This window comes from Salmonella sp. 32070601201500089SM (assembly GCF_017573605.1).
GTDB classification, from domain to species: domain Bacteria; phylum Pseudomonadota; class Gammaproteobacteria; order Enterobacterales; family Enterobacteriaceae; genus Salmonella; species Salmonella enterica.
On sequence record NZ_JAGETK010000011.1, the window covers coordinates 83223 to 108885 of the forward strand.

Annotated in this window: 22 protein-coding genes; 12 read left to right on the plus strand and 10 right to left on the minus strand. The window is 53.7% G+C overall.

Translation table 11 applies throughout. The features are described from left to right. The first annotated feature begins 212 nt into the window (after positions 1-212). Genes stiA through J4728_RS17285 form a run of 4 tightly spaced genes read left to right on the plus strand, consistent with a single transcriptional unit; the run spans position 213 to position 5144 of the window. Positions 213-752: a Sti fimbria major subunit StiA gene (stiA, locus tag J4728_RS17270; protein ID WP_000777532.1), complete on the plus strand. Its 540-nt coding sequence runs from the start codon at positions 213-215 to the stop codon at positions 750-752. A 47-nt stretch (positions 753-799) separates the two neighbouring features. Beyond that, positions 800-1483 carry a fimbrial biogenesis chaperone StiB gene (gene stiB, locus J4728_RS17275; RefSeq protein ID WP_208212128.1) on the plus strand — a complete coding sequence of 228 codons (684 nt, stop codon included), beginning with the start codon at positions 800-802 and terminating at the stop codon, positions 1481-1483. 26 nt (positions 1484-1509) lie between these two features. Continuing rightward, positions 1510-4056: a fimbrial outer membrane usher protein gene (locus J4728_RS17280; RefSeq protein ID WP_079839715.1), complete on the plus strand. Its 2547-nt coding sequence runs from the start codon at positions 1510-1512 to the stop codon at positions 4054-4056. Positions 4057-4064: 8 nt separating this feature from the next. Further along, positions 4065-5144 (plus strand): fimbrial protein, encoded by a 1080-nt coding sequence (locus J4728_RS17285; protein WP_000794043.1) that lies wholly within the window; start codon positions 4065-4067, stop codon positions 5142-5144. Between the two features lie 116 nt (positions 5145-5260). On the opposite strand, the gene J4728_RS17290 is transcribed toward J4728_RS17285, so the two are convergent. Further along, positions 5261-6031 carry an ABC transporter permease gene (locus J4728_RS17290; RefSeq protein ID WP_000983418.1) on the minus strand — a complete coding sequence of 257 codons (771 nt, stop codon included), beginning with the start codon at positions 6029-6031 and terminating at the stop codon, positions 5261-5263. Beyond that, positions 6028-6954: an ABC transporter ATP-binding protein gene (locus tag J4728_RS17295; RefSeq protein WP_000150619.1), complete on the minus strand. Its 927-nt coding sequence runs from the start codon at positions 6952-6954 to the stop codon at positions 6028-6030. Before J4728_RS17295 ends, J4728_RS17290 begins: the two co-directional genes overlap by 4 nt. A 108-nt stretch (positions 6955-7062) precedes the next feature. On the opposite strand from J4728_RS17295, the gene can reads away from it, so the two are divergent. Beyond that, positions 7063-7725 carry a carbonate dehydratase gene (gene can / locus J4728_RS17300; protein ID WP_000651591.1) on the plus strand — a complete coding sequence of 221 codons (663 nt, stop codon included), beginning with the start codon at positions 7063-7065 and terminating at the stop codon, positions 7723-7725. Positions 7726-7782: 57 nt separating this feature from the next. On the opposite strand, the gene hpt is transcribed toward can, so the two are convergent. Beyond that, positions 7783-8319: a hypoxanthine phosphoribosyltransferase gene (gene hpt, locus J4728_RS17305; RefSeq protein ID WP_000683342.1), complete on the minus strand. Its 537-nt coding sequence runs from the start codon at positions 8317-8319 to the stop codon at positions 7783-7785. Between the two features lie 205 nt (positions 8320-8524). On the opposite strand from hpt, the gene J4728_RS17310 reads away from it, so the two are divergent. Beyond that, on the plus strand, positions 8525-10915 hold the full coding sequence (locus J4728_RS17310) for a glucose/quinate/shikimate family membrane-bound PQQ-dependent dehydrogenase (protein WP_000829731.1): 2391 nt from the start codon (positions 8525-8527) through the stop codon (positions 10913-10915). A 77-nt stretch (positions 10916-10992) separates the two neighbouring features. Here the strand turns inward: J4728_RS17310 and cueO are convergent, their stop codons facing one another. Then, a complete protein-coding gene (gene cueO, locus J4728_RS17315) occupies positions 10993-12603 on the minus strand; it encodes a multicopper oxidase CueO (RefSeq protein WP_000946046.1) in 1611 nt (536 codons plus the stop codon). A gap of 201 nt (positions 12604-12804) precedes the next feature. Here cueO and J4728_RS17320 point away from each other — a divergent pair, with 201 nt between their 5' ends. The 3 genes from J4728_RS17320 (at position 12805) to speD (ending at position 14934) form a co-directional block, all read left to right on the plus strand. Next, positions 12805-13152 carry a YacC family pilotin-like protein gene (locus J4728_RS17320; RefSeq protein ID WP_000846613.1) on the plus strand — a complete coding sequence of 116 codons (348 nt, stop codon included), beginning with the start codon at positions 12805-12807 and terminating at the stop codon, positions 13150-13152. A 106-nt stretch (positions 13153-13258) separates the two neighbouring features. Next, positions 13259-14119 carry a polyamine aminopropyltransferase gene (speE, locus tag J4728_RS17325; protein ID WP_000829973.1) on the plus strand — a complete coding sequence of 287 codons (861 nt, stop codon included), beginning with the start codon at positions 13259-13261 and terminating at the stop codon, positions 14117-14119. 20 nt (positions 14120-14139) lie between these two features. Beyond that, positions 14140-14934, plus strand: a complete 795-nt coding sequence (gene speD / locus J4728_RS17330) for an adenosylmethionine decarboxylase (protein WP_000734276.1) — start codon at positions 14140-14142, stop codon at positions 14932-14934. Between the two features lie 29 nt (positions 14935-14963). Here the strand turns inward: speD and J4728_RS17335 are convergent, their stop codons facing one another. From J4728_RS17335 to yacL, 5 genes are all read right to left on the minus strand, one after another. Next, entirely contained in the window at positions 14964-15731 is a 768-nt protein-coding gene (locus tag J4728_RS17335) for a DeoR/GlpR family DNA-binding transcription regulator (RefSeq protein WP_000678253.1), read from the minus strand. A gap of 9 nt (positions 15732-15740) precedes the next feature. Next, entirely contained in the window at positions 15741-16724 is a 984-nt protein-coding gene (locus tag J4728_RS17340; RefSeq protein WP_208212130.1) for a D-threonate 4-phosphate dehydrogenase, read from the minus strand. Next, positions 16714-17985 (minus strand): D-threonate kinase, encoded by a 1272-nt coding sequence (dtnK, locus tag J4728_RS17345; protein WP_000783299.1) that lies wholly within the window; start codon positions 17983-17985, stop codon positions 16714-16716. The genes J4728_RS17340 and dtnK overlap by 11 nt, the downstream gene beginning before the upstream one ends. Then, complete coding sequence (locus J4728_RS17350) at positions 17982-18935, minus strand: 2-keto-3-deoxygluconate permease 1 (protein WP_001022089.1); 954 nt, start codon at positions 18933-18935, stop codon at positions 17982-17984. Before J4728_RS17350 ends, dtnK begins: the two co-directional genes overlap by 4 nt. A 234-nt stretch (positions 18936-19169) precedes the next feature. Further along, the gene (gene yacL / locus J4728_RS17355; protein ID WP_000384308.1) at positions 19170-19532 is read right to left on the minus strand and encodes a protein YacL; all 363 of its coding nucleotides are present in this window, start codon (positions 19530-19532) and stop codon (positions 19170-19172) included. A gap of 270 nt (positions 19533-19802) precedes the next feature. Between yacL and J4728_RS17360 the strand changes: the two genes are divergently transcribed. Then, positions 19803-20126, plus strand: a complete 324-nt coding sequence (locus tag J4728_RS17360) for a low molecular weight protein tyrosine phosphatase family protein (RefSeq protein WP_208212132.1) — start codon at positions 19803-19805, stop codon at positions 20124-20126. Between the two features lie 418 nt (positions 20127-20544). Further along, positions 20545-21009, plus strand: coding sequence for a hypothetical protein (locus J4728_RS17365; RefSeq protein WP_208212134.1), 465 nt, complete (start codon positions 20545-20547; stop codon positions 21007-21009). A gap of 39 nt (positions 21010-21048) precedes the next feature. Here the strand turns inward: J4728_RS17365 and acnB are convergent, their stop codons facing one another. Then, positions 21049-23646 carry a bifunctional aconitate hydratase 2/2-methylisocitrate dehydratase gene (gene acnB / locus J4728_RS17370; protein ID WP_023234440.1) on the minus strand — a complete coding sequence of 866 codons (2598 nt, stop codon included), beginning with the start codon at positions 23644-23646 and terminating at the stop codon, positions 21049-21051. A gap of 388 nt (positions 23647-24034) precedes the next feature. Here acnB and J4728_RS17375 point away from each other — a divergent pair, with 388 nt between their 5' ends. Further along, positions 24035-25657: a DUF3300 domain-containing protein gene (locus J4728_RS17375; RefSeq protein WP_208212136.1), complete on the plus strand. Its 1623-nt coding sequence runs from the start codon at positions 24035-24037 to the stop codon at positions 25655-25657. Positions 25658-25663: the final 6 nt, after the last annotated feature.

A 25663-nucleotide genomic window follows, 5' to 3' on the forward strand; every position in this document is an offset into this window, starting at 1 on the left:
ACGGCGATTCAATTAAACAAACACTCACCAAAATAATTGATTAAATATATATTATAAATATTTCATATTTATGTATTCTGAATTTTTCTTCGCGCCGTAAAAATCATCGGACATTATATTTACTCATTCGGGAATAAAAAGAACAATAACTTTCCACACTATAGATATTGTTACTATGTCAATATTTATAATATCTTAAAGGATCAAAGATAATGAAACTCTCCTTAAAAACACTCACTGTGGCACTGGCCGCCATCACCCTCTCCCCCGCCGCGCTGGCAGACACCGCCAAAGACGGCACCGTACATATCACCGGCCTCATTAAGCAAAACGCCTGTACGGTAAAAACGGATTCAGTAGAGGTGACATTACAGGAAGAATTTGCCTCTCTTTTCACTGCCGCAGGGCAGACGGCAGGGGATACAGACTTCACCATCGAACTCGAAAACTGCGACGCAAACGTCTACAGCAGTGTACAGGCGCGCTTTGAAGGCACACTCGACGGAACCGATGCGACCATCCTGAAAAATGAGGATGATGCTGAGAATATTGGCGTGCAAATTCTTGATAAAACTAGCACCCCTATGACCTTTAACGATCTTCAGGCATGGTCTGCCCCAGTCAACCTCCCTACAGCAGAGGGGGTGACGGAACTCTCAATGCCTTTCACCGCCCGCTATATCGCCACCGCGGTTCCCGTTAAATCGGGAACGGTCGATGCAACCGCAACATTCTATCTGCAATATAACTGATCCTGGTGGCCAGCGTCGGCTGGCCCCTTTGTTTATTGAGGTCATCAATGAATTCATTGGCTAAAGCAGGGTTGCTTTGTTGCCTGTTGTGCGGTTCGCTGGCGCATGCCGCAGGGATAAACATCGGCACAACGCGGGTTATTTTTCACGGCGATGCCAAAGATGCGTCCATATCGATAAGCAATAGCGACAACGTTCCCTATTTAATTCAGTCCTGGGCGCAATCGATCAGTGAAACCGGGGCGAGCGGTGATGCGCCGTTTATGGTCACCCCGCCGCTTTTTCGCCTTAATGGCGGGCAAAAAAACGTACTGCGAATTATCCGTACCGGCGGTAATTTGCCGGAAGATCGCGAGTCGATGTACTGGCTGGATATTAAATCGATTCCCAGCAGCAATCCGGACAATAAACACAACACGCTCATGCTGGCCGTTAAAGCGGAATTTAAGCTGATTTACCGGCCAAAAGCGTTAACCCAAAAACCAGAAGAGGTTGCCGATCGATTAACGTGGTCGCGTCAGGGTCGCACGCTCACCGTGAAGAACCCCACGCCCTATTATATGAACTTCGCCACCCTTTCCGTTGGCAGTCAAAAAGTGAAAGCCCCGCGCTATGTGGCGCCTTTCGGCAACGCGCAGTACACGCTGCCTGCCGCCGCCAGCGGCCAGATTGTCTGGTCTATCATCAACGATTTTGGCGGTACTGGCCCCGAACATAAACAAACGCCTTGAGAAGAGTGACAGGGATGAGAGTGCCGATGCGCAAAAGGCAACACCGGGTATTTTATTTATCGCGCTGCGCTGTGTGTATCGCGCTGGGCAGCACGTTCGCACACGTTGCATGGGCGCGCGACTATTTCAATCCGGCATTTATTGAAAACCATGGGCAGGCGAGTCGCACAAGCGTCGATCTGTCGACATTTGATAACGACAAAAGCCAGCTGCCTGGCACCTATTACGTCACTATCAATATCAATAAAACAGAAATCGGCGCACGAAACGTTGATTTTCAACTCGCGACGCTCAGTGACGGTCAACAGGCATTACAGGGCTGTTTACGGCTCCAGGAACTAAAAGATAACGGCGTCAAAACCGACCTTTTTCCAACGCTGGAGAGTGAAAAAGGCTGCGTCGATCTCAGCGTTATCCCCGGCGCCAGCCAGCGGTTTGATTTTCAGCAACAGGCATTATCAGTAAGCATCCCGCAACTCTACATCGCCAACAACGCACGCGGCTACGTACCGCCGGAAAAGTGGCAGGAGGGGATTACCGCGCTGATGCTGAACTACAGCTTCAGCGGCTATAAAGAGTACGGTTCCAGTGAGGATTCCGACGATGCGGAATCGAAGTATCTCGCTCTCCAGCCGGGTTTTAACCTCGGGCCGTGGCGTTTTCGCAACTACAGTAACTGGAGTTCAAATAACGGCGAGAGCGGTAGCTGGAACAGCGTTTATAACTATTTACAGCGCGACATTATCGCGCTGAAAAGCCAGTTCACCGCCGGAGACAGCAATACGCCATCCGACGTGTTCGACAGCGTACCTTTTCGCGGCCTCCAGCTCACCTCTGACGATCAAATGCAGCCCAACAGCCAGCGTGGTTACGCCCCGACGATTCGCGGCATCGCCCGCTCAAACGCGCAGGTTATCGTGCGGCAAAACGGCTATATCGCCTATCAGACCGCCGTTTCGCCGGGCGAATTTGAAATCAACGATATGTTTCCCACCGGCAGCAACGGCGACTATGACGTGACGGTAAAAGAAACCGACGGCAGCGAACAGCACTTTATCGTGCCCTACTCTTCGCTGCCGATTCTGCAGCGCACCGGACGGGCAAAATACAGCGTGACCGTGGGTAAATATCGCGATTATAATAACCACACGCTGGACGACTTCGGCCAGGCGACCCTGCTGTACGGCCTGCCGTGGGGCATCACCCTGTACGGCGGCAGCCAGATTGCCGGCGATAAATACCAGTCCGTCGCCTTCGGCGTCGGGCAAAATATGCAGATGCTGGGGGCCATTTCCCTGGACGGCATCTGGTCGCACGCCAAATTTGACGATGGCCGCAAAGAAATCGGGCAATCCTGGCGCGTCCGCTACAGCAAGGGCGTCGTCAGTACGGGCACCACGTTTTCGCTGGCCGGCTATCGTTACGCCAGCGAAAACTACAATTCGCTGAGCGAGGTGATCAACCCGGACGACGATTTTTATGATAACTACGGCAAGCGCCATAATCGTTTCGAAGCTTCGGTCAACCAGCAAATTAGCAATACGCTCGGTTCCTTAACGCTAAGTTGGGTCAAAGAAGATTACTGGCACAGCGCGCAGCAGATGGAATCCCTGAGCGCCAGCTACAACAATAGCTGGGGTCCGGTGAGCTATACGCTGAGCTACAGCTATAACAAAAACACCTACCAGTACCGTTCGGGCAATGACGATGATGACAACGACGACGATCGTTATAACCAGAACGATCGGCTGTTCACGCTGTCGCTGCACGTTCCGTTTACGGTGTTCGATTCCAGGCTATACGCCAGCTATATGCTGAACACGCGTAAGCACGATGCCACGGTGAACAGCACCACCCTTAGCGGCACCGCGCTGCGTGACAGAAACCTGAACTGGTCGTTACAGCAAAGCCACAGCACACAAGACGGTGATTCCGGCGGGGTAAACGCCAGCTATAAAGGCACTTATGCCAACCTCAACGCCGGTTACAATCAGTCGCCAGATAGCCAACAGGTCAGCTACGGCATCAGCGGCGGCATTCTGGCGCACGAAAACGGTATTACCCTGAGCCAGCCGATTACCGGCGCGGCGATTTTAATTAAAGCGCCCGGCGCCAGCGGCGTTTCGGTTGAAAACCAGACCGGCGTCGCCACCGACTTCCGGGGTTATACGGTGATCCCCAACGTCACGCCGTATTATCGCTACGATATCTCGCTCGACAGCAGCACGTTTGCTGACAACGTGGATATTCCGCTCAACAACCAGACCGTCTACCCGACGCGTAATGCGGTGGTGCGCGCGGCGTATGACACGCATAAGGGCTATCGCGTGTTGTTAACGCTGACGCGCAGCAATGGCGAGCCCGTGCCCTTTGGCGCGACGGCAAGCGTCGATGGGCAGGATGCGAACCTGGCCAGTATCGTCGGCGATAAAGGCCAGGTCTTCCTCAGCGGCCTGCCGGAAGAGGGCCTGCTGCTGGTGAACTGGGGAAGCGCCTCTTGCCGCGCGGATTACCGCCTGGATATCAGCAAAAATATGAACGGCATAGTGATGGCGAACGCCGTCTGCCAGTGAGGAACACAATGAAGAATTTATGGATGCTGCTGGCGCTGTCGCTATTTTCAGGCCATGCGCTGGCAGACGGAACGATGGGCAACGGAAGCGGCTGGTGTCAACCCACCAGCGGCACGCATAATTTCTTTTTTCCCCTTGACCAGACCATTACCGATACGGATGAGAACCAGGCAGGGAAAATAGTCAAAGAGAGTTGGTCGGTCGGCGGCGAATACAGCGCCAGGTGCGACTGCGATAATAAAGATTATCAGGGCGTTAACTATTTCACCGCCACGACCGGCGATTTAACACAAAAAGGAACGTACAGCGAAGCGGGTAGCAATGGGCAACAGATGGATTTTTATGTTCTGGTCGCGGGTAAGCTGGAGATTGGTACGGAAACCTACATCGTCGGTAACCTGAAACAGTATATCCCCGTTCCCTTTTCAGCGATCAGTAATCAGGACCCCACCGCAGGCGGGTGTACGGGCGCGGACATAAACAAAATGTCCGCAGGGAATAAGGGTAACGTGCGTATTTATATTACTCACCCACTGGTAGGTGAAATCACCATTCCTGAGACGACGATTATGAATCTCTATTTGTCAAAAACGCCGGGCAGCAGCGGAGATAATATTCCCCCTTCCGTTCCACCGATGGCGCACGTCACCATGTCCGGGACCATTACCGTGCCGCAGTCCTGCTCCATCAACGCCGGGCAGGTTATCGAGGTCAGGCTACCGGATATTGAGGGCAAAGATATTCGTCACCTCGGCGACAGTCCGCAGAACTCGCACGTCACCACTCAGGTAAACTTTACCTGTAGCAACGTGGCGGACGGCACCAACCTGTCAATGTCATTAAATGGCGCAACCGATCCGCACAACCCGGACTACCTGAAAACCGACAATGAGAATTTGGGGATACGGATTTCCGATAAATACGATAATACCATCGTTCCCGGCGGCAGCGCCGAATTGCCGATTGAAGATTACACTGACGGTAGAGGCAGCACCGAGTTCACCGCCGCGCCGGTCAATACCACCGGACATGTTCCCCACACCGGAGAATACCAGGCCACCGCCACGCTGGAGATTCAGATTCGCTGAGAGAAGCGTTGGGTTTCGACAAGCCTCACCTACCGACCCGTAACCCATTGATATTACGGACCCGTAGATGAAGTGAAGCGAAGCGCAACCCAACGCCCCATCTCCCCAGTCAGCGCTTAACTGCGCAACCCGCGCCCGCGCTGGATCAGCGACCAACACAGCAGATAGAAAGCAGCGATAAAGATCACCAGTACGCCAAACGTCGTCACCAGCGGCACATCATGGATACCCAGAAAACCATAACGGAAACCGCTGATCATGTAGACGATCGGGTTCAGGTGCGACAGCCCTTGCCAGAACGGCGGCAGCAGCGTCAGCGAGTAAAATACCCCGCCGAGGTAGGTCAGCGGCGTCAGCACAAAGGTCGGGATCAGACTGATATCGTCAAAGGTTTTCGCAAACACGGCGTTCAGCAGTCCGGCCAGCGAGAACAGAATCGCGGTCAGAATCAGCGTTAGCGCGACAAATACCCAGGAATGCACCTGGAAAGGCACGAAAAAGAGCGAAATCGCCGTCACCAGAATCCCTACGCATAGCCCGCGCGCTACGCCGCCGCCGACAAATCCGGCGATGATCACGTGCGTTGGCACCGGCGCGACCAGCAGTTCCTCAATATTGCGCTGAAACTTGGCGCTAAAAAATGACGACGCGACATTCGCGTAGGAGTTAGTAATGACCGCCATCATAATCAGGCCCGGCACAATAAATTGCATATAGCTAAAACCATGCATTTCGCCGATGCGCGAACCAATCAGGTTGCCGAAAATAATAAAATAGAGCGTCATGGTGATGACGGGCGGCACCAGCGTTTGCACCCAGATCCGCATAAAGCGGTGAATCTCTTTCGCCCAGATGCTTTTAAGGGCAACCCAGTAAAGCTGCATCATGCGCGATCTCCTTGTTTTTCATGCACCAGCGACACAAACAGTTCTTCCAGACGGTTGGCTTTATTACGCATACTTAATACCTGAACCCCCTGCTCGCTCAGTTGGCTAAAGACGCTGTTAACCCCCTGCTCGCGTAACACTTCCACCTCCAGAGTCGAGGTATCCACCAGACGATATTGATAACCCGTAAGCTTAGGTAGCGGGCTTTTTGGCGCTAAATCCAGAATAAATGTCTCCGATTTCAGCTTTGAAAGCAGATTTTTCATGGAGGTATTTTCCACCAGCTCGCCGTGCTGAATAATACCGATATTGCGGCACAGCATTTCCGCCTCTTCCAGATAGTGGGTGGTGAGAATAATGGTGGTGCCTTTGGCGTTTAAGTCTTTCAGGAATCCCCACATCGAGCGACGCAATTCGATATCGACGCCCGCCGTCGGCTCATCGAGAATCAATAGTTTAGGCTCATGCATCAGCGCGCGGGCGATCATCAGGCGGCGCTTCATCCCACCGGAGAGCATCCGCGCGCGTTCATGACGTTTTTCCCACAGATCGAGTTGTTTTAAATACTTTTCGCTACGTAAAACCGCCTCTTTATGCTCCACGCCGTAATAACCGGCCTGATTCACTACGATCTGTTGCACCGTTTCAAACGGGTTAAAGTTAAACTCCTGTGGCACCAGTCCAAGCTGTCGCTTGGCGTTAACCACGTCTTTTTCCAGGTCGTAACCAAAAACGTTAACGCGCCCGGACGTTTTATTAACCAATGAGCTGATAATACCGATGGTGGTCGATTTCCCTGCTCCATTTGGCCCCAGAAGCGCGTAAAAATCCCCCGCTTCGACCTGCAAATCTATGCCGCGCAGCGCCTGAACGCCGCCGGGATAGGTTTTTTTAAGTTGTTGAAGTTCCAGCGCAATGGTCATAAATTCTCACTTACTTTACGTTCTTACACTTTATATATGGTTTAAATAATTACGGAGTTGCCCTATATTAGCCCAACGCACTTATTTGGTTACAGGTCGTTAACTTCCATGAAAGACATAGATACTCTCATCAGCAACAATGCACTATGGTCAAAAATGCTGGTGGAAGAGGACCCCGGATTTTTTGAGAAACTGGCGCAAGCGCAAAAACCGCGCTTTCTATGGATTGGATGTTCCGACAGCCGCGTTCCCGCAGAGCGTTTAACCGGGCTTGAACCGGGCGAATTGTTTGTTCACCGTAATGTGGCTAACCTGGTTATTCACACCGATCTGAACTGTCTCTCCGTGGTTCAGTATGCGGTAGATGTTCTGGAAGTTGAGCATATTATCATTTGCGGCCACTCCGGTTGCGGCGGTATCAAGGCTGCGGTAGAAAACCCTGAGCTGGGCTTGATTAATAACTGGCTGCTGCATATCCGCGACATCTGGCTTAAACATAGCTCGCTGTTGGGAAAAATGCCCGAAGAGCAACGTCTGGACGCGCTCTATGAATTGAACGTCATGGAACAGGTCTATAACCTGGGGCATTCCACCATTATGCAGTCAGCGTGGAAACGCGGTCAGAATGTGACCATTCACGGCTGGGCGTACAGTATCAATGATGGCCTGCTGCGCGATCTTGACGTCACCGCCACCAACAGAGAAACGCTGGAGAACGGCTATCATAAGGGTATTTCCGCCCTAAGTCTGAAATACATTCCCCACCAATAAGCCATTAGCTATAGGCCGGATAAGTCGCTTTAGCGACGCCATCCGGCATTTCTGCGCTTACTCGTCCAGCAGCACCACTTTACCAACATACGGTAGATGGCGATAACGCTGAGCGTAGTCGATACCGTAACCGACTACAAATTCGTCCGGAATCGAAAAGCCAACGAACTCAACCGGCACGTCCACTTCGCGGCGAGAAGGTTTATCCAGCAGCGTACAAATCGCCAGCGATTTCGGCTCGCGCAGGCCCAGGATTTCACGGACCTTCGACAGCGTATTACCGGAATCAATAATGTCTTCGACAATCAGCACGTCTTTACCACGAATATCCTCATCCAGATCTTTGAGGATTTTCACGTCGCGGGTGGTGGACATGCCGCTACCATAACTGGAGGCGGTCATAAAATCGACTTCATGAGGAACCTGAACTTCACGGCACAGGTCCGCCATAAACATAAATGAGCCACGCAACAGACCTACCAGCACCATTTCACTGCCGCTGTCTTTATAACGTTCGGTAATCTGACGACCCAGCTCGGCAATACGTGCTTTGATCTCCGCTTCGGGGATCATGACTTCAACAGTATGTTTCATATTTATAACCATATGATTTAAAAACAAATCACTCAATGCCGGTGACTAATAACGCCGCATTGACGCGCAAGGCACGCAGTATAACAGCAAACGTATTCATTCGCGGCATTTGATAAGAAAGCTCATTTTGTGATGACGATCACACATGTTAATTCCTATACTTAATTGCTACTAAAAAATTAACAATTTGGGATGGTGTCTTTTTATGGCAGAAAATAACGCACGATCGCCACGATTACTCGTGACGCTGACGGCCCTCTTTGCAGCACTTTGTGGGCTGTATCTTCTTATCGGAGGTGTCTGGCTGGTTGCTATTGGCGGTTCCTGGTACTACCCCATCGCGGGCCTCGTGATGCTGGTTGTGGCCGGATTGCTATGGCGCAGTAAACGTGCCGCGCTGTGGCTGTATGCCGCCCTGCTGCTGGCGACAATGATTTGGGGCGTGTGGGAAGTCGGGTTCGACTTCTGGGCGCTCACGCCGCGTAGCGATATCCTGGTGTTTTTCGGCATCTGGCTAATATTACCGTTTGTCTGGCATCGGCTGGTGGTTCCTTCCAGCGGCGCAGTGGCGGCGCTGGTCGTGGCGTTGCTGATTAGCGGCGGCATTCTGACCTGGGCCGGCTTCAACGACCCGCAGGAGATCAACGGTACGCTTCGCGCCGACGCCACGCCCGCCGCAACAAGTTCGTCGATCGCCGACGAAGACTGGCCGGCCTATGGACGTAATCAGGAAGGCCAACGCTATTCGCCGCTGAAACAGATCACTGCGGATAACGTTCACCAACTGAAAGAAGCGTGGGTCTTCCGCACCGGCGATCTGAAACAACCCAACGATCCGGGTGAAATCACCAACGAAGTGACCCCGATTAAAGTCGGCGATACGCTTTATCTGTGTACGGCTCACCAGCGTCTGTTCGCGCTGGACGCCGCCAGCGGTAAAGAGAAGTGGCATTTTGATCCTCAGTTGAAGACCGATTCGTCTTTCCAGCATGTGACCTGCCGCGGCGTCTCTTATCATGAGGCCAAAGCGGATACCGCCTCGCCGGAGGTCATCGCCGACTGTCCGCGCCGTATTATCCTCCCGGTCAACGACGGTCGCCTTTTCGCGGTGAATGCCGAAACCGGCAAGCTGTGTGAAACCTTCGCCAACAAAGGCGTCCTGAATCTGCAAACCAATATGCCGGATACCACGCCGGGACTGTATGAACCGACGTCGCCGCCGATTATCACCGATAAAACAATTGTCATTGCCGGTTCGGTCACGGATAACTTCTCTACCCGCGAAACGTCCGGCGTTATCCGTGGTTTTGATGTTAATAGCGGTAAACTCATGTGGGCCTTCGATCCGGGGGCGAAAGATCCGAACGCGATTCCAGCCGATGAGCACGCTTTTACCTTTAACTCGCCGAACTCCTGGGCGCCTGCCGCCTATGATGCGAAACTGGATCTGGTCTATCTGCCGATGGGCGTGACCACGCCGGATATCTGGGGCGGTAACCGCACGCCGGAGCAGGAGCGTTATGCCAGCTCCATCCTGGCGCTGAATGCCACCACCGGGAAACTGGCCTGGAGTTATCAGACCGTCCATCACGATCTGTGGGATATGGACCTGCCGGCACAGCCGACGCTGGCGGATATTACCGTTGACGGTACTACCGTTCCGGTTATCTATGCGCCAGCGAAAACCGGTAATATCTTTGTGCTGGACAGACGTAATGGCGAGCTGGTCGTGCCCGCCCCGGAAAAACCGGTCCCGCAGGGCGCGGCAAAAGGCGATTACGTCGCCAAAACTCAGCCGTTCTCTGATTTAACCTTCCGCCCGAAAAAAGATCTCTCCGGCGCGGATATGTGGGGCGCGACCATGTTCGACCAACTGGTGTGCCGCGTCATGTTCCACCAGTTGCGCTATGAAGGTATCTTCACCCCGCCGTCCGAGCAGGGGACATTGGTATTCCCTGGCAACCTGGGGATGTTTGAATGGGGCGGTATTTCCGTCGATCCAGACCGTCAGGTCGCTATCGCTAACCCGATGGCGCTGCCGTTTGTCTCGAAGCTGATCCCACGCGGCCCGGGTAATCCGATGGAGCCGCCGAAAGACGCGAAAGGTACTGGTACAGAAGCGGGTATTCAGCCACAGTACGGCGTACCATTCGGCGTCACGCTGAATCCGTTCCTTTCGCCGTTTGGCCTGCCGTGTAAACAACCGGCCTGGGGCTATATTTCCGCGTTGGATCTGAAGACCAATGAAATCGTGTGGAAGAAACGTATAGGGACGCCGCGCGACAGTATGCCGTTCCCGATGCCGGTTCCGGTGCCGTTCAACATGGGGATGCCCATGCTGGGCGGGCCAATCTCAACCGCCGGTAACGTGCTGTTTATCGCCGCGACCGCCGACAACTACCTGCGCGCTTATAACATGAGCAACGGGGAAAAACTGTGGCAGGGACGTTTACCCGCCGGAGGCCAGGCAACGCCGATGACCTATGAGGTAAACGGTAAGCAGTACGTGGTCGTTTCTGCCGGAGGCCACGGTTCGTTTGGTACGAAGATGGGCGACTATATCGTGGCCTATGCTTTGCCTGACGACGCGAAATAACCATTAATGCCCGGCGTATGCCGGGCATTGTGCCGGGTGGCGGTTTCGCCTTACCCGGCCTGCGTCGGAGACATCGGTCAGACCGTAAATCCTAACATCATTCCCGTATCTTCATGTTCTAACAGATGACAGTGCGCCATATAGGCATGTTCCTTCGGTGCGTCGTGATCGAACTTGACCAGCACTTCGCTGATACCACCCTCAACGCGTACCGTATCCTTCCAGCCCGTTCTGTGCGCCGCTGGCGCTTTGCCGTTCTCTGACAAAATACGGAACTGGGTGCCGTGAATATGGAAAGGATGCAGCATCATGTCACCCACGCCGGAAATCACCCAACGTTCATGTCGGCCTTTTTGCGCCGCGAACATCGGTTTGTTCATATCGAAGACCTGGCCGTTGATAAAGTTAGCGTTATGGAAGTCGAATTTTCCGCCGTGATTCATATTGCCCATCGCGCCATGATTCATCCCGCTGTGATCCATGTTGCCATGATCCATTTCGCCATGCCCCATATTGCCGCCCTGCATATGCGCGTTCATGCTGTCATGATCCATGCCGCTCATCGCCTGAGCGCCATATTTCTTCATCAGCATTTGCATCCCCATCATATCAAGACGCGGGTCCATCGACAGTTTCAGGTTGCGCACCGTCAGCCCTTCCAGCAACGGCAACGCCGGCATCGTCGTCAACGTATCCGGCAGCGTACCGGAGGCGGTAATCCGCAGCGGCTGGATACGCATTACCGGATGCGGTTTATCAAACGGAGCGATCGCCATTCCCATCTGGCTGACCGGCAGGGTCACCAGATCAAAGGCTTTCCCGTCGCTGATATCCACCAGCACTTCAAAACGCTCGCCCATTAATAACGGCAGTTCGGTGACTTTCACCGGCTCCGCCAGCAGGCCGCCGTCGCTGGCGATCACATAAAGCGGGCGATTATCGCTGGCGGCGATATTCAGCGAACGCGCATTACAGCCATTTAGCAAGCGCAGACGTAGCCAGCCTTTCGGCGCGGAATGCTGCGGATAGATCGCGCCATTGGTCAGCAGCGTATCGCCAAACCAGCCGACGGCGGCGGTCATAATATCCAGTTGATAATCAATCTGGCCATCGGCGGAGAAACGTTTGTCCTGAATGATCACCGGCACATCGTCGATGCCCCACTGTTTCGGCAGGCGCAATTTGCGAATCTCGTCATCTTCAATCAGCACCAGTCCGGCAAGGCCCATCGCCACCTGGCGCCCGGTTTTGCCGTGTTTGTGCGGATGAATCCAGCAGGTCGCGGCGCGTTGCTCCGGCGTAAACGTCACCGTACGGGTTCCGCCTGCGGGAATAATCCCCTGCGGACCGCCGTCGACGATGCCTGGAATCTCCAGACCATGCCAGTGAAGCGTCGTGTCTTCGGCCAGTTGGTTATGGATATCAACGGTCACGCTTTTTCCTTTGTGAAGCTGTACCGCTGGCCCCAGCAAATTACCGTTGTAGCCCCAGGTTGTCGCGTTCTTACCGGCGAATGTGGACTGTCCGGCTTTAACAATTAACTGCATACGGTTGCTCGCATCTGCCGTTAACAGGTCAGGAATAGGCAACGCGGGACGTTCGGCGGCAAAAGCGGCGCGGCTCCACAGCGGCAGCGCTGATGCAACCCCCAGCGCCACTGAATATTTTAAGAAATCACGGCGTAACATAATCATTTCCTTATAATGAACAGGCGGGTGTCTAAGCTTAGACCCTGCCCTAACGGGAAGGTCAAGCCAGCAACACGTCTTTACCATTCCTGACAGCAATACAATAAGAATGAAAACGCCGCGACCAATCCTGATAATAAAAGTCGTCGCTACGTTCTCAGTATGCTAACGTTGACTTTCCCTGATGCCGTGGTAGAAGCAATGAAGACGTTTTTCAGACCCGTGTTGTTTGGCAGCCTGATGGCCTTATGCGCAAATAGCTATGCGCTTACTGAATCCGAAGCTGAAGATATGGCCGATTTAACGGCAGTTTTCGTTTTTCTGAAAAATGACTGTGGTTACCAAAATTTACCCAATAGTCAGATTCGCCGTGCGCTGGTCTTTTTTGCCCAGCAAAATCAGTGGGACCTGAGTAACTACGACACCTTCGATATGAAATCGTTGGGCGAAGACAGCTACCGCGATCTTAGCGGCATCGGTATTCCGGTCGCTAAAAAATGCAAAGCTCTGGCCCGCGATTCTCTGAGCCTGTTAGCCTACGTTAAATAATCCTCCGCGATCCTATTGCTGAAATAATGACCGTGCATCCACGGTCATTGTTAGCTATGATGTTGCGCCCTTTTTTTACGGGTGTTAACAATGGAGGTATCAGCCAATGGCCGAAAATACGATGTGGCATGAAACGCTACACGACCAGTTTGGTCAGTACTTTGCCGTAGACAACGTTCTGTATCATGAAAAAACCGACCACCAGGATTTAATCATCTTTGAAAACGCCGCTTTTGGCCGCGTGATGGCGCTGGACGGCGTGGTACAGACCACCGAACGCGACGAGTTTATTTATCATGAAATGATGACCCACGTCCCGCTGCTGGCGCACGGTCATGCGAAACACGTTCTGATTATCGGCGGCGGCGACGGCGCAATGCTACGTGAAGTTACCCGGCATAAAAACGTCGAAACCATCACCATGGTAGAGATCGACGCTGGCGTAGTCTCGTTTTGCCGCCAGTATTTACCCAACCACAATGCCGGCAGCTACGACGATCCGCGCTTTACGCTAGTGATCGACGACGGCGTGAATTTCGTCAATCAGACCCATCAGACCTTTGATGTGATCATTTCCGACTGTACCGATCCGATAGGCCCCGGCGAAAGCCTGTTTACCTCCGCCTTTTATGAAGGCTGTAAGCGTTGCCTGAATCCGGGCGGCATTTTTGTCGCCCAGAACGGCGTGTGCTTCCTGCAACAGGATGAAGCGCTCGACAGCCACCGCAAGCTGAGTCATTACTTCAGCGATGTCGGCTTCTACCAGGCGGCGATTCCGACCTATTACGGCGGCATTATGACCTTCGCCTGGGCGACGGACAACGGCGCTCTTCGTCACCTGTCGAGCGAAATTATTCAGGCGCGTTTTCATGCCGCCGGCCTTAAATGTCGCTATTACAACCCGGCTATTCATGCCGCTGCATTTGCGCTACCGCAATATCTACATGACGCACTGTCCGCACAGTGACGTTAAGGAGGTGATAAAAATTGAAAAAGCTGAAACTGCATGGCTTTAACAATCTGACGAAAAGCCTGAGTTTTTGTATTTACGATATCTGCTACGCCAAAACCGCAGAAGAGCGCGATGGCTATATCGCCTATATCGATGAACTCTATAACGCCAACCGACTGACCGAGATCCTGTCGGAGACCTGCTCCATTATCGGCGCAAACATCCTGAACATCGCCCGTCAGGATTATGAACCCCAGGGCGCCAGCGTCACGATTCTGGTGAGCGAAGAGCCGATCGACCCGAAACTTATCGATCAAACCGAACATCCCGGCCCGCTGCCGGAAACCGTGGTGGCGCACCTCGATAAGAGCCATATCTGCGTGCATACCTATCCGGAAAGCCATCCGGAAGGCGGGCTATGCACCTTTCGCGCCGACATCGAAGTGTCAACCTGCGGGGTGATTTCACCGCTAAAAGCGCTCAATTACCTGATCCACCAGCTAGAGTCCGATATCGTCACCATCGATTACCGCGTGCGCGGCTTTACACGCGACGTCAACGGTATGAAGCACTTTATCGATCATGAGATTAATTCTATTCAGAATTTTATGTCGGAAGATATGAAGTCGCTGTATGACATGGTGGATGTAAACGTGTATCAGGAAAATATTTTCCATACCAAGATGCTGCTTAAAGAGTTCGATCTTAAGCACTACATGTTTCACACCAAACCGGAAGATCTCACTGAAACCGAACGCCAGGAGATCACCGCCGCGCTGTGGAAAGAGATGCGCGAGATTTACTACGGCCGCAATATTTCTGCGGTCTGATTCACCACTGGCAGCGCCTGACGGCGCTGTCACTCCGGCTGCACCAGCATTAGCGCAAAAGCGCGCCCTTTCAGTTCAACCTGCGCTGACGGCGGCAGATTGACGTCAGTAATCACATCATTAAAGCGCTCAAGCGGCACCACATTAAAGAGCGAATGCGCGCCATACTTACTGCTGTCCGCCAGCAACACTTTGCGCTGCGCATTAGCAATAATCTCCTGTTTAAGCCCGGCCTTATCTTCCGTTGGGGTCGTCACGCCCGTTTTTACCCCCCATGAATTACAGCTCATAAACGCGATGTTCGGGTAAACGCTGCGCAACAGCTTGCGCCCATGCTCACCGATACAGGACTGACTGCTGTCATCGATACGACCGCCGACAATCGTCACTTCAATTTGCCGGAACTCAGCTAAAAACAGCGCAATATGCAGATCGACGGTGATGACCCGCAGCGGAAGATGGGTTAAGCATTTCGCCAGTTCCATCATTGTCGTACCGGCATCCAGCACGACGGCATCGCCAGCATTGACCAGCGATGCGGCAACGCGTGCGATCGCCCGTTTTTCAGCGGGCGATCGCAGTTGTTTTTCATTGGTGGTGGGCTGGGCGGGTTCAAAACGCCGCAGCGCCACGCCGCCATGACTACGGCTGATCACGCCCTGCTCATCCAGCTTGATCAAATCGCGACGGATAGTGGCTGGCGATGCGTCAACCGCCTCAACCAGCTGTTCTACCGTAACCAGCGTATGGTTTTTCAGATACGCCACAATGAGATCCAGACGGTGTTGTCCTTTCATAACAGGGAATTATACCAGTTGCATTGCCAGTTTGATCGATACGGCCATGCTCTCAGATTTTGCTTTTCCCGTCCAGGCGATATCAAATGCGGTGCCATGATCGGCAGAAGTCCGGATAAACGGCAGCCCTGCGGTGATATTCACGCCATCATAAAAGCCAAGCAATTTCAACGGGATATGCCCCTGATCATGATACATCGCCACCACCATATCATACTGTCCCTCATAAGCCTGGAGAAATACAGTATCCGGCGGGCACGGCCCATAAACGTCCATACCTTTTGCGCGGGCATCGGTAATGGCTGGCGTCAGGATACGCGTCTCTTCATCGCCAAACAGGCCATTCTCGCCCGCATGAGGATTCACGCCTGCCACGGCGATACGCGGTTTAACGTAACCCACACGCTTGAGGAAAGTATCAGCAATGCCAATCACCGTTTCGACACGCGCGGTACTTAACGTATCAAGGAATTTACGCAGCGCGATATGCGTTGAAACGTGAATCACTTTTAGTTTATCGGTGTAAAGTACCATCGCGTAATCGCGGCTATGGGTCAGGGTCGCGAGCAGCTCGGTATGGCCCGGATAGTTGTGCCCCGCCAGGTGCAGCGCCTCTTTATTCAGCGGCGCGGTAGCGATAGCCTGTACGTCGCCCCGTAACGCTAACTCGGTGGCGCGCTTCACGCAGCGATACGCTAAATCCCCCGCCTGCGCCTGAACTTTCCCGGCCTCCAGCGCCTCCGGCTGCGCCAGCGGCTCATCAATCACATGAATGATGCCGGGCGCAAAACGCGCTTCGGCGACCCGTTCAATGGCCCGTAGCTCAACGTTCGGCGTGATGCCCTTCGCCTGTAAACGTTTCAACGTTGCGAGGCATCCAATAACCACCAGCGGCGCGCCGTTGAGACCGTCTTCGCTTAGCGCTTTAACAATAATTTCCGGCCCAATGCCCGCTGGATCGCCCATGGTAATGGCAACGGTTTTAGTCTCCACAATACATCTCCTCAATATAATAAAGCGCGTCACACAACGTACTGTCTGAACCGAATCCGCCCGCTTTGGTAATGACCGGCAGATCGTCAATTTCGCTGTTTACAAACGTTCCACAGGGAATACAGGGCGCCACCTCGCTCTGAATGCGATAACCTTCAGCGCCAAGCGCGCCGGCGACGGCGGTAGCGATATCGCCGCCGGTCAGAAACAATCCGCCAATCCGCGCCTGCTCGATAATGTTTAACGTGACGACGCCAAGCCGCTGGCTCAGTCGCTCGCCCAATTGCTGACGGCTCATCGCGGATTTTTCGCACAGCGCGTCGATTAACTGTCGATCTTCTGCGCGACGGCTGGTGCGTAAAATCGTATGTCGATGCTGACTTAACAGCGCGCAGGCCTGCTCTACGACAGACGCGATTTCCTGCTCCGCGCGATCCGACACCATGCGCGCGGCATCAATATCCACGACCTCCGCACGTCCCCGGCACAGCGCATTATCCACCTGACGTCGCGTGGCTTCGCTCATCGAACCGGCCACCACCAGCACCGGCAGCCGCTGCCGGTCTTGCATAAAAAGTTCAACCGGCAACGCATTCGCCAGACCCGCTGCGCCGACGAGCAGCGGCATCGACGGTTGTTCGCACGCCGCTTGCGCAATCAACGTCAGGTCCCGCTCTTCCACCGCATCCACGACGATAATCCCTTCGCCCTCAGCCGCATAAGCCGTAAGTAAGGCGCTTAACCCACCGCGTCGGACATCCTGCAAAAAGACTTCATACACAGGGATCTCACTTTGCAACGCCACTATCTCGGCAATGCGGGAAGAGACAATGGGCGTTTTCGGATCGCTGGCAAATTCTGTTTCCAGTAGCGGGACGCCATTAACCAGACATTTTCCTTCAAGCGTCGTGCGTCCGGCCGCAGGGATCGCAGCAGCGATAACGGCCAGTTTTCGCTGACTGGCGCGCATGGCCGCCGTCACTTCGGCGCCGATATTACCGCGAAATGTGGAGTCGATTTTTTTGTACACCAGCGGCGCTGGCGATGTCTCACACCACGGGGAAAGCGCGGCATAAACGGCAGATGCCGCCTGATCTGCGGGCATCGCCCGGCTTTCGGTGTTAATGACTAACACATCGGCACGGCGGGACGGTTTTTGCGACGCGCTCAACATAACTTCCGTTCTCGCCCCCTTCTTCGCCAACTGGACGCCGGTATCATTCGATCCGGTAAAATCATCGGCGATAACCATCATTTTCATGCGTTTTTCTCCAAAGAAGCCTGACGCGCCTGTTTTTTCGCAACCCAGGAGGTCAACACTGGCGTCAGGATTGCCGTGGTGATCACCGAGGCGGCAATCAGCGGAGCGGCAGCAGCGGCCACCTCGGCGAGCGAAGGGTCGGCCTGCGCAATAGCCAGCGGCGTCGCAACGGCATTACCCGCGGTGCTGGAGGCCGCCGCCCCGGCAATGCCAGTTCCGCCAACCAGACGATCTGCGCGAATATTAAAGAAACCGCCAACGAACGTTGTCAGCACGCCGAGCAGAATTCCGGCAAGTCCGCCTTGCAGTAACATTTCCAGGTTGATGCCCGCCCCCAGCGCAAAAGCAAAGAAAGGAATGAGCAGCGGGCCGCCTTTGGTCAAAAAATCGCGCATATGAGGATCAAGATTGCCGAGGATCATGCCGACAACCAGCGGAACCAGCACCGCCACCAGCGCCATAATGGGAATGTTCGCCATCCCTGCCGCGCCCAGCGCAATCATCGTAAAGAAAGGGCCATCATTAAGAGACAAAATAGAGATAGCGCCGACGTCGCGCTCATTGCCGAATTCGCCTACCAGCGCAGCATAAAGTCCGCCATTTGAATTGCTCATCGCCGCGATAATCGCCACGCCGCTCAGGCCAAAAATACCCTCCGCGCCGAAAAGATGCTCCACGCCCAGGCCAATGCCGATGGCGACAAGCAACTTAGTGAGCGTAATCGTCCCGCCCTGCAATAACGCCTGGGGCGCAGCTTTCACACTGATACCGGCTCCCATACACAGCAGAAAAGCGCCAATCAGCGGCGCCGCGCCGTTTTTAAATAAGGCGGTGGTAAAACCGCCGATCTCAAGCGCCTGTGGAGCGAAGGTGTTAATGACTGCGCCAATAACGAGCGGTACGACCATCATGCCGCCGGGTACGCGCTCTATTGCTTTTTTGATGTTCATGGTCTTACCGCCTGTTGCTTGTTGTGATTGAATAAAATCATAACGATTATATTCAGTCAAATTAAGATCACAAACGCGTCAGATCACAGTTTTAAAATGATTAATAAAAATCAAAAAATCATTCTGCAATAAAAAAGCCGGGATACTCCCGGCTGGAATGTGTGGTGATTTCGTTTCCACTACCGCCCCCAACTGTCCGTCGACTGGCGTTGCGGGACAATAACGAAGAGAGGGTCAGGCTTTACTGACGAATTCCCGATACGCGGCGACGACCCGTAGAAAATCCTCCATGCCGCACAGGGATAAACTCTCTTCATCGTAATAACTCATCCCCTCTTCCATCTCATCGCCGGAAAAATCCAGTTGATTGGCGCGAATCATCACTTCTTCGCCGTCCATCCAGATCGTGTATTCATGCCCTGCTCGTTGCCAGGAGCGTTCGCTGCCTTTGACCGTACGCGCGGCTTGTTCTACTTCATCCAGTAGCGAGAGGTTGTCTTTAACCTCTTCATTAAACCAGTGACCGACCACCTCGTGGCCCATCGACATTCGTACTTTTACCCCTCCGGTAACGTCGCGCAGAAATTCGTAATCCATAATTGTTTTCCTCTGCCCTGGCAATGCGCCAATACCGCATTGCGCCTTAAGGTAATTATCGCAGCACGGTGAAAGAAAAACAGCGGGGCGCACAAAAGATAAAATAAAAATGCCAAAACAGTTTATTATTCATACAGAAAGTCACTCTAGCGCTTCAATATATCTACACGCACTCCGACAAAGTGCTACGTGCCGCACCGTGGGGTATTAAGTCTCCACGATTCACAAACTCGCCGTTAGCGAAGCGCGATCTGGAAGAGTATTTATTTAATGAATGTGCTTTTCATATGCAGCCGAAATCAATGGCGCAGCCCCACGGCGGAGCAGGTGTTCCGCCGCTATCCTGGCCTTAGCGTCCGTTCCGCTGGCACCAGCCGCAACGCCCAAAAAAGCGTGTCGTGCGGGTTACTTCAGTGGGCTGACGTTATCTGCGTTATGGAGCAGAAACATAAAGACCGGTTGATGGCTGAATATCGTCGTATTATTGAAAATAAGCCCCTGCACGTACTCGATATCCCCGATGACTACCGCTATATGGACCCTGAGCTGGTCAGGCAACTGGAAGAGCTGGTGCCGGACATGCTGGGGATATAGGCATTACCGATAGCTGCAAGAAAATTTCCCTCACCCATCACGTTTACATTCACTTAATCTCCGTTAAGCGAAAACTCGACGACAAATTTCACATCAGACAGCGCGCCGTTTAGATGAACTTTTATTATGTGCCGGAAGAGCGCAGTCATTAAAAATGGCTGCCCCTCATCCAGTTATAGCATTACCAGCCCGGTGTCCCTCTGGCGTTTTTTTTCAGAAATCATCAATACCCTGCCACGCCGATGCCTGCTAGTCTTTCAGACGCTTCCTTATCATCCGGGTCGTTGTCATGAAATTGTTGGCTACTTGATAAGCGCTTTTTCAACTAAGCTCCAGCAATGGGCGATATCAGCAGAGAAGCCGTAGTGAGTTGTATTTTTTGTCAGACGGTTGAAGGAAAATTCAGGAAGGATACATTATGTCTGTATTTCGACGAATAATTTATCATAGCGGTTGGTTTATTCTGTTTGGGCCGTTAATAGGCGCAGCCATCGCGATAGGTATCATAAACTTTTTACCCGCCATTCTTGGCGGACCAGACTCATTTTTGTTGTATTTCTGCAGAACAATACCAGAATTAGTGATTATTACCGGCTGGATATACAGTCTCCTCCCCGCATGGTTAACCGGTGTCGCCTGCGCGCTGATACCCCTGAAATTATATCAAAAAATAATTAACAGGATGATCCTTTGCGCCATTGCAGGTGGTCTGATCACGACGCTGTTTAATTTTGCGCGATATGGTTTTGACATAAGCATACTACCATTAATATATGGTGAAGTATTGATTATGCTTATTCCAGCGATTGTAGCCGGGGCAATAATGGGCGGGGTAATTACGTATTTGCCGGGGCTACGGGAAGTGAAGCGTAATAATAAATAAGAAGCGCCATTCGGGCCCGGAAATCCGGGCCCGTCTCTGTTACACCGCAGTCTGGAAAATCACCCCATCTGCTTTCTCAGTGTACTGAGAGAGCTGGTCGAAGTTCAGGTAACGGTAAGTATCCACCGCCGTCTTATCTACCTGCGCCACGTAGGTCTGGTACTCTTCCGGCGTCGGCAGTTTGCCGATAAGCGCTGCAACCGCCGCCAGCTCCGCAGAAGCCAGGAAGACGTTCGCACCGGTACCTAAACGGTTCGGGAAGTTACGGGTAGAGGTGGAGACGACCGTCGCACCGTCGGCTACACGCGCCTGGTTACCCATACACAGGGAACAGCCTGGGATCTCAATACGCGCACCGCTCTTACCAAACACGCTGTAGTAACCTTCTTCGGTCAGCTGCGCAGCGTCCATACGGGTTGGCGGCGCTACCCACAGGCGGGTTGGCAACTGGCCTTTGTGGCTATCCAGCAGCTTACCAGCCGCGCGGAAGTGGCCGATGTTGGTCATGCAGGAACCGATGAACACTTCGTCGATCTTCTCGCCCTGCACGTCAGACAGCAGACGCGCGTCGTCCGGATCGTTCGGCGCACAGAGGATTGGCTCTTTGATATCCGCCAGATCGATGTCGATCACCGCTGCGTATTCCGCGTCAGCATCGGCTTCCAGCAGCTGCGGGTCCGCCAGCCATTTTTCCATACCCTGGATACGACGTTCCAGCGTACGACGGTCGCCGTAGCCTTCGGCGATCATCCACTTCAGCAGGACGATGTTGGAGGTCAGGTATTCAACGATCGGCTCTTTGTTCAGCTTGATGGTACAACCGGCAGCGGAACGCTCGGCAGAAGCATCGGTCAGCTCAAACGCCTGCTCGACTTTCAGATCCGGCAGACCTTCGATTTCCAGGATGCGGCCAGAGAAGATGTTTTTCTTGCCTTTCTTCTCAACGGTCAGCAGGCCCTGTTTGATGGCGTACAGCGGGATGGCATGGACCAGATCGCGCAGGGTGATGCCCGGCTGCATTTTGCCTTTGAAGCGCACCAGCACGGATTCCGGCATATCCAGCGGCATCACGCCGGTCGCGGCGGCAAACGCCACCAGACCAGAACCCGCCGGGAAAGAGATACCAATCGGGAAACGGGTATGGGAGTCACCGCCGGTACCGACGGTATCCGGCAGCAGCATACGGTTCAGCCAGGAGTGGATCACGCCATCGCCCGGACGCAGAGAGACACCGCCACGGTTCATAATGAAGTCTGGCAGCGTGTGGTGCGTGGTGACGTCAACCGGCTTCGGATAGGCTGCGGTGTGACAGAACGACTGCATGACCAGATCGGCGGAGAATCCCAGACAGGCCAGGTCTTTCAGCTCATCGCGGGTCATCGGGCCAGTAGTATCCTGAGAACCGACGGAGGTCATTTTCGGTTCGCAGTACGCGCCCGGACGAATGCCTTTCACGCCGCAGGCGCGACCGACCATTTTCTGCGCCAGCGAGAAGCCACGGCTGCTTTCCGCCACGTCTTTTGCCTGACGGAAAACATCAGAGTGCGGCAGACCCAGCGCTTCACGCGCTTTGGTGGTCAGGCCACGGCCGATAATCAGCGGGATACGACCACCGGCACGCACTTCGTCGATCAGCACGTCGGTTTTCAGTTCGAAGGTTGCCAGTAGCTCGCCGGTTTCATGATTGCGCACTTCGCCTTTGTACGGGTAGACGTCAATCACATCGCCCATATTCAGGTTAGAAACGTCAACTTCGATTGGCAGTGCGCCCGCATCTTCCATAGTGTTAAAGAAGATAGGCGCAATTTTGCCACCGAGGCACAGGCCGCCGCCGCGCTTGTTCGGCACGTTCGGGATGTCATCGCCCATGAACCACAGCACGGAGTTGGTCGCGGATTTACGGGAAGAACCGGTGCCCACCACGTCGCCCACGTAGGCCAGCGGGTAGCCTTTTTTCTGCAATGCTTCGATTTGTTTGATGGGGCCGACAACGCCTGGCTGATCCGGCTCAATGCCTTCACGGGCGTTTTTCAGCATCGCCTGCGCATGTAACGGGATATCCGGTCTCGACCACGCATCCGGCGCCGGAGAGAGATCGTCGGTATTCGTTTCGCCGGTCACTTTGAAAACGGTGACGGTGATTTTTTCCGCCAGCGGCGGACGGCTCAGGAACCATTCGGCATCGGCCCAGGATTGCATCACCTGTTTGGCATATTCATTGCCCGCTTTGGCTTTCTCTTCTACGTCGTAGAAGTTATCGAACATCAGCAGGGTGTGAGACAGCGCTTTGGCCGCAATCGGCGCCAGTTTCGCATCGTCCAGCGCGTCAATCAGCGGATGAATGTTGTAACCACCCTGCATGGTGCCCAGCAGTTCAATGGCTTTTTCTGGGGAGACCAGCGGGGAGGTGGTGTCGCCTTTCGCGACAGCAGCGAGAAAACCGGCTTTAACATAAGCGGCTTCATCTACGCCAGGAGGAACGCGGTTGATCAACAGGTCTAACAGGAATTCTTCTTCGCCCACAGGCGGGGTCTTCAGCAGCTCGACAAGCGCAGCCATTTGGGTTGCGTCTAAAGGTTTTGGCACAATCCCCTGGGCAGCACGCTCAGCTACGTGCTTACGGTATTCTTCTAGCACGACGATATCTCCTCGCTCTCATTGTCATAATGCGGCGCTTTTGTTGATGGGCGATTCTCTTCACGCTCCTGTGAGACAGTAGTTAGTAGGGTAAATGCCCGGTACCGCATAAGGCACAATAACAGGATTTTCTTTAAGTGTTAATCTGTTTACAAAAAAGCAACATAAAAAAGTGGCTGAATCGTTAAGGATGGTCTAATGCTCTACTGAGACGGGAGCTGCAGCCATAAATGCTTACCTCATTTCGTGCTTTGATCGTCACGTAACGTTACCGATCCCAACATTAGCTAAAAATTAAACTATCGTCCCTTTATACTCACGCCAAACTGCACCCCGTCGGCGGCAGGCATAATGACCATAGCGATTCTCTGGAATCGGGAGAGATAAAATGACGTTGCCCTTTAAACCCCATCTCATTGCCCTTGTGTGCAGTGCTGGGTTATTTGCCGCTTCGGGCGTACTGTATGTTAAAAGCCGCGCTCCCGAAGCGCCCGCGCAGGCGGCAGCTCCCGCCTCTGAGCCAACGCAGACCGCTGTGCCCGCGCCTGTCGCGAAAACGACCTTTACCACTGCGCAAATTGATCAATGGGTCGCGCCTGTCGCGCTTTATCCCGATGCCCTGCTTTCGCAGGTGCTCATGGCCTCCACCTACCCGGCGAACGTAGTTCAGGCCGTCCAGTGGTCGCGCGATAACCCTACGCTGCAGGGCGATGCCGCTATTCAGGCGGTGGCCAGCCAACCGTGGGACCCCAGCGTCAAATCGCTGGTCGCCTTTCCCCAGTTGATGGCGCTTATGGGCGAGAATCCGCAATGGGTGCAAAACCTGGGCGATGCGTTCTTAGCCCAGCCACAGGATGTGATGGATGCGGTGCAAAGGCTGCGCCTGCTCGCTCAACAAACCGGTTCGCTAAAATCCACGCCGCAGCAAACCGTCACCAGCGTGCCGAAGTCCAGCGCTTCTACCGCCGTCACGACAACAACCACCACCACATCCGCCAGTACGCCAGCAACACCGTCGACCGTCATCAAAATTGAACCCGCGAATCCGCAGGTGGTGTACGTGCCGAACTATAACCCCGCGACGGTGTATGGCGCCTGGCCCAATACCGCTTATCCGCCGGTGTATTTACCGCCCCCTCCGGGGCAGCAGTTTGCCGACAGTTTTGTTAAAGGTTTTGGTTATAGTCTGGGCGTCGCCACCACCTATGCGTTGTTCAGCAGCATAGACTGGGATGATGACGATCATCACCACCATGACGACGACCACCATGATGATTACCATCATGGTGGTAACGGTTATCAACATAATGGCGATAATATCAACATCAATGTCAATAATTTCAACCGGATATCCGGGCAAAACCTGCCGGGCCAAACGATGGGCTGGCAGCATAATCCCGCCTGGCGCAATGGCGTCCCCTATCCGAATAATACCGTTGCACAACGGTTCCATCCCACCAATGTTAGCGGCGGGTTAAGCGCAACGCAGCAAGCGCCAGTGTCTCGCGACAGTCAGCGCCAGGCGGCCATGACGCAATTTCAACAGCGCAGCCATACGGCCAACGCTTCTTTGCCAGCGCCAGGCACCCGCGATGCCCAGCGTAAGGCGGCATCGCAGCAGTTAAATCAAATTGCCCAGCGTAATAATTACCGTGGCTATGACGGAACACAAAACAGCAGTCGTCGCGAGGCGGCGCAGCAGACACTGAATAAATCCACCACGCAGCAGCATCGTTCCGAGCTGAAGGCTAAAGCCCAGCAGCACCCTGTTTCACAACAGCAGAGAGACACCGCCCGCCAGCGTATTGAATCCTCTACGCCGCAACAGCGTCAGGCATTTCGCCAGAATATGCACGCCAATGTGTTTAGCGGGAACGACAGTCGATCGCCGTCATGGCAATCGCAACAGCTACGCGGCCTGGAAAGCCGTCGCGGCAGTCACTTAAACACCGAGCAACGCGCCGCCGCGCGGGAACATTTTTCTGAACATCATGAATTTCATCGCCGTTAACCGGAG

Bases quoted from the DNA above. Each gene is read 5' to 3' on its own strand.
- stiA (WP_000777532.1), top strand. From the start codon at position 213: ATGAAACTCTCCTTAAAAACACTCACTGTGGCACTGGCCGCCATCACC.
- stiB (WP_208212128.1), top strand. From the start codon at position 800: ATGAATTCATTGGCTAAAGCAGGGTTGCTTTGTTGCCTGTTGTGCGGT.
- J4728_RS17280 (WP_079839715.1), top strand. From the start codon at position 1,510: ATGCGCAAAAGGCAACACCGGGTATTTTATTTATCGCGCTGCGCTGTG.
- J4728_RS17285 (WP_000794043.1), top strand. From the start codon at position 4,065: ATGAAGAATTTATGGATGCTGCTGGCGCTGTCGCTATTTTCAGGCCAT.
- J4728_RS17290 (WP_000983418.1), bottom strand. From the start codon at position 6,031: ATGATGCAGCTTTACTGGGTTGCCCTTAAAAGCATCTGGGCGAAAGAG.
- J4728_RS17295 (WP_000150619.1), bottom strand. From the start codon at position 6,954: ATGACCATTGCGCTGGAACTTCAACAACTTAAAAAAACCTATCCCGGC.
- can (WP_000651591.1), top strand. From the start codon at position 7,063: ATGAAAGACATAGATACTCTCATCAGCAACAATGCACTATGGTCAAAA.
- hpt (WP_000683342.1), bottom strand. From the start codon at position 8,319: ATGAAACATACTGTTGAAGTCATGATCCCCGAAGCGGAGATCAAAGCA.
- J4728_RS17310 (WP_000829731.1), top strand. From the start codon at position 8,525: ATGGCAGAAAATAACGCACGATCGCCACGATTACTCGTGACGCTGACG.
- cueO (WP_000946046.1), bottom strand. From the start codon at position 12,603: ATGTTACGCCGTGATTTCTTAAAATATTCAGTGGCGCTGGGGGTTGCA.
- J4728_RS17320 (WP_000846613.1), top strand. From the start codon at position 12,805: ATGAAGACGTTTTTCAGACCCGTGTTGTTTGGCAGCCTGATGGCCTTA.
- speE (WP_000829973.1), top strand. From the start codon at position 13,259: ATGGCCGAAAATACGATGTGGCATGAAACGCTACACGACCAGTTTGGT.
- J4728_RS17335 (WP_000678253.1), bottom strand. From the start codon at position 15,731: ATGAAAGGACAACACCGTCTGGATCTCATTGTGGCGTATCTGAAAAAC.
- dtnK (WP_000783299.1), bottom strand. From the start codon at position 17,985: ATGAAAATGATGGTTATCGCCGATGATTTTACCGGATCGAATGATACC.
- J4728_RS17350 (WP_001022089.1), bottom strand. From the start codon at position 18,935: ATGAACATCAAAAAAGCAATAGAGCGCGTACCCGGCGGCATGATGGTC.
- yacL (WP_000384308.1), bottom strand. From the start codon at position 19,532: ATGGATTACGAATTTCTGCGCGACGTTACCGGAGGGGTAAAAGTACGA.
- J4728_RS17360 (WP_208212132.1), top strand. From the start codon at position 19,803: ATGAATGTGCTTTTCATATGCAGCCGAAATCAATGGCGCAGCCCCACG.
- J4728_RS17365 (WP_208212134.1), top strand. From the start codon at position 20,545: ATGTCTGTATTTCGACGAATAATTTATCATAGCGGTTGGTTTATTCTG.
- J4728_RS17375 (WP_208212136.1), top strand. From the start codon at position 24,035: ATGACGTTGCCCTTTAAACCCCATCTCATTGCCCTTGTGTGCAGTGCT.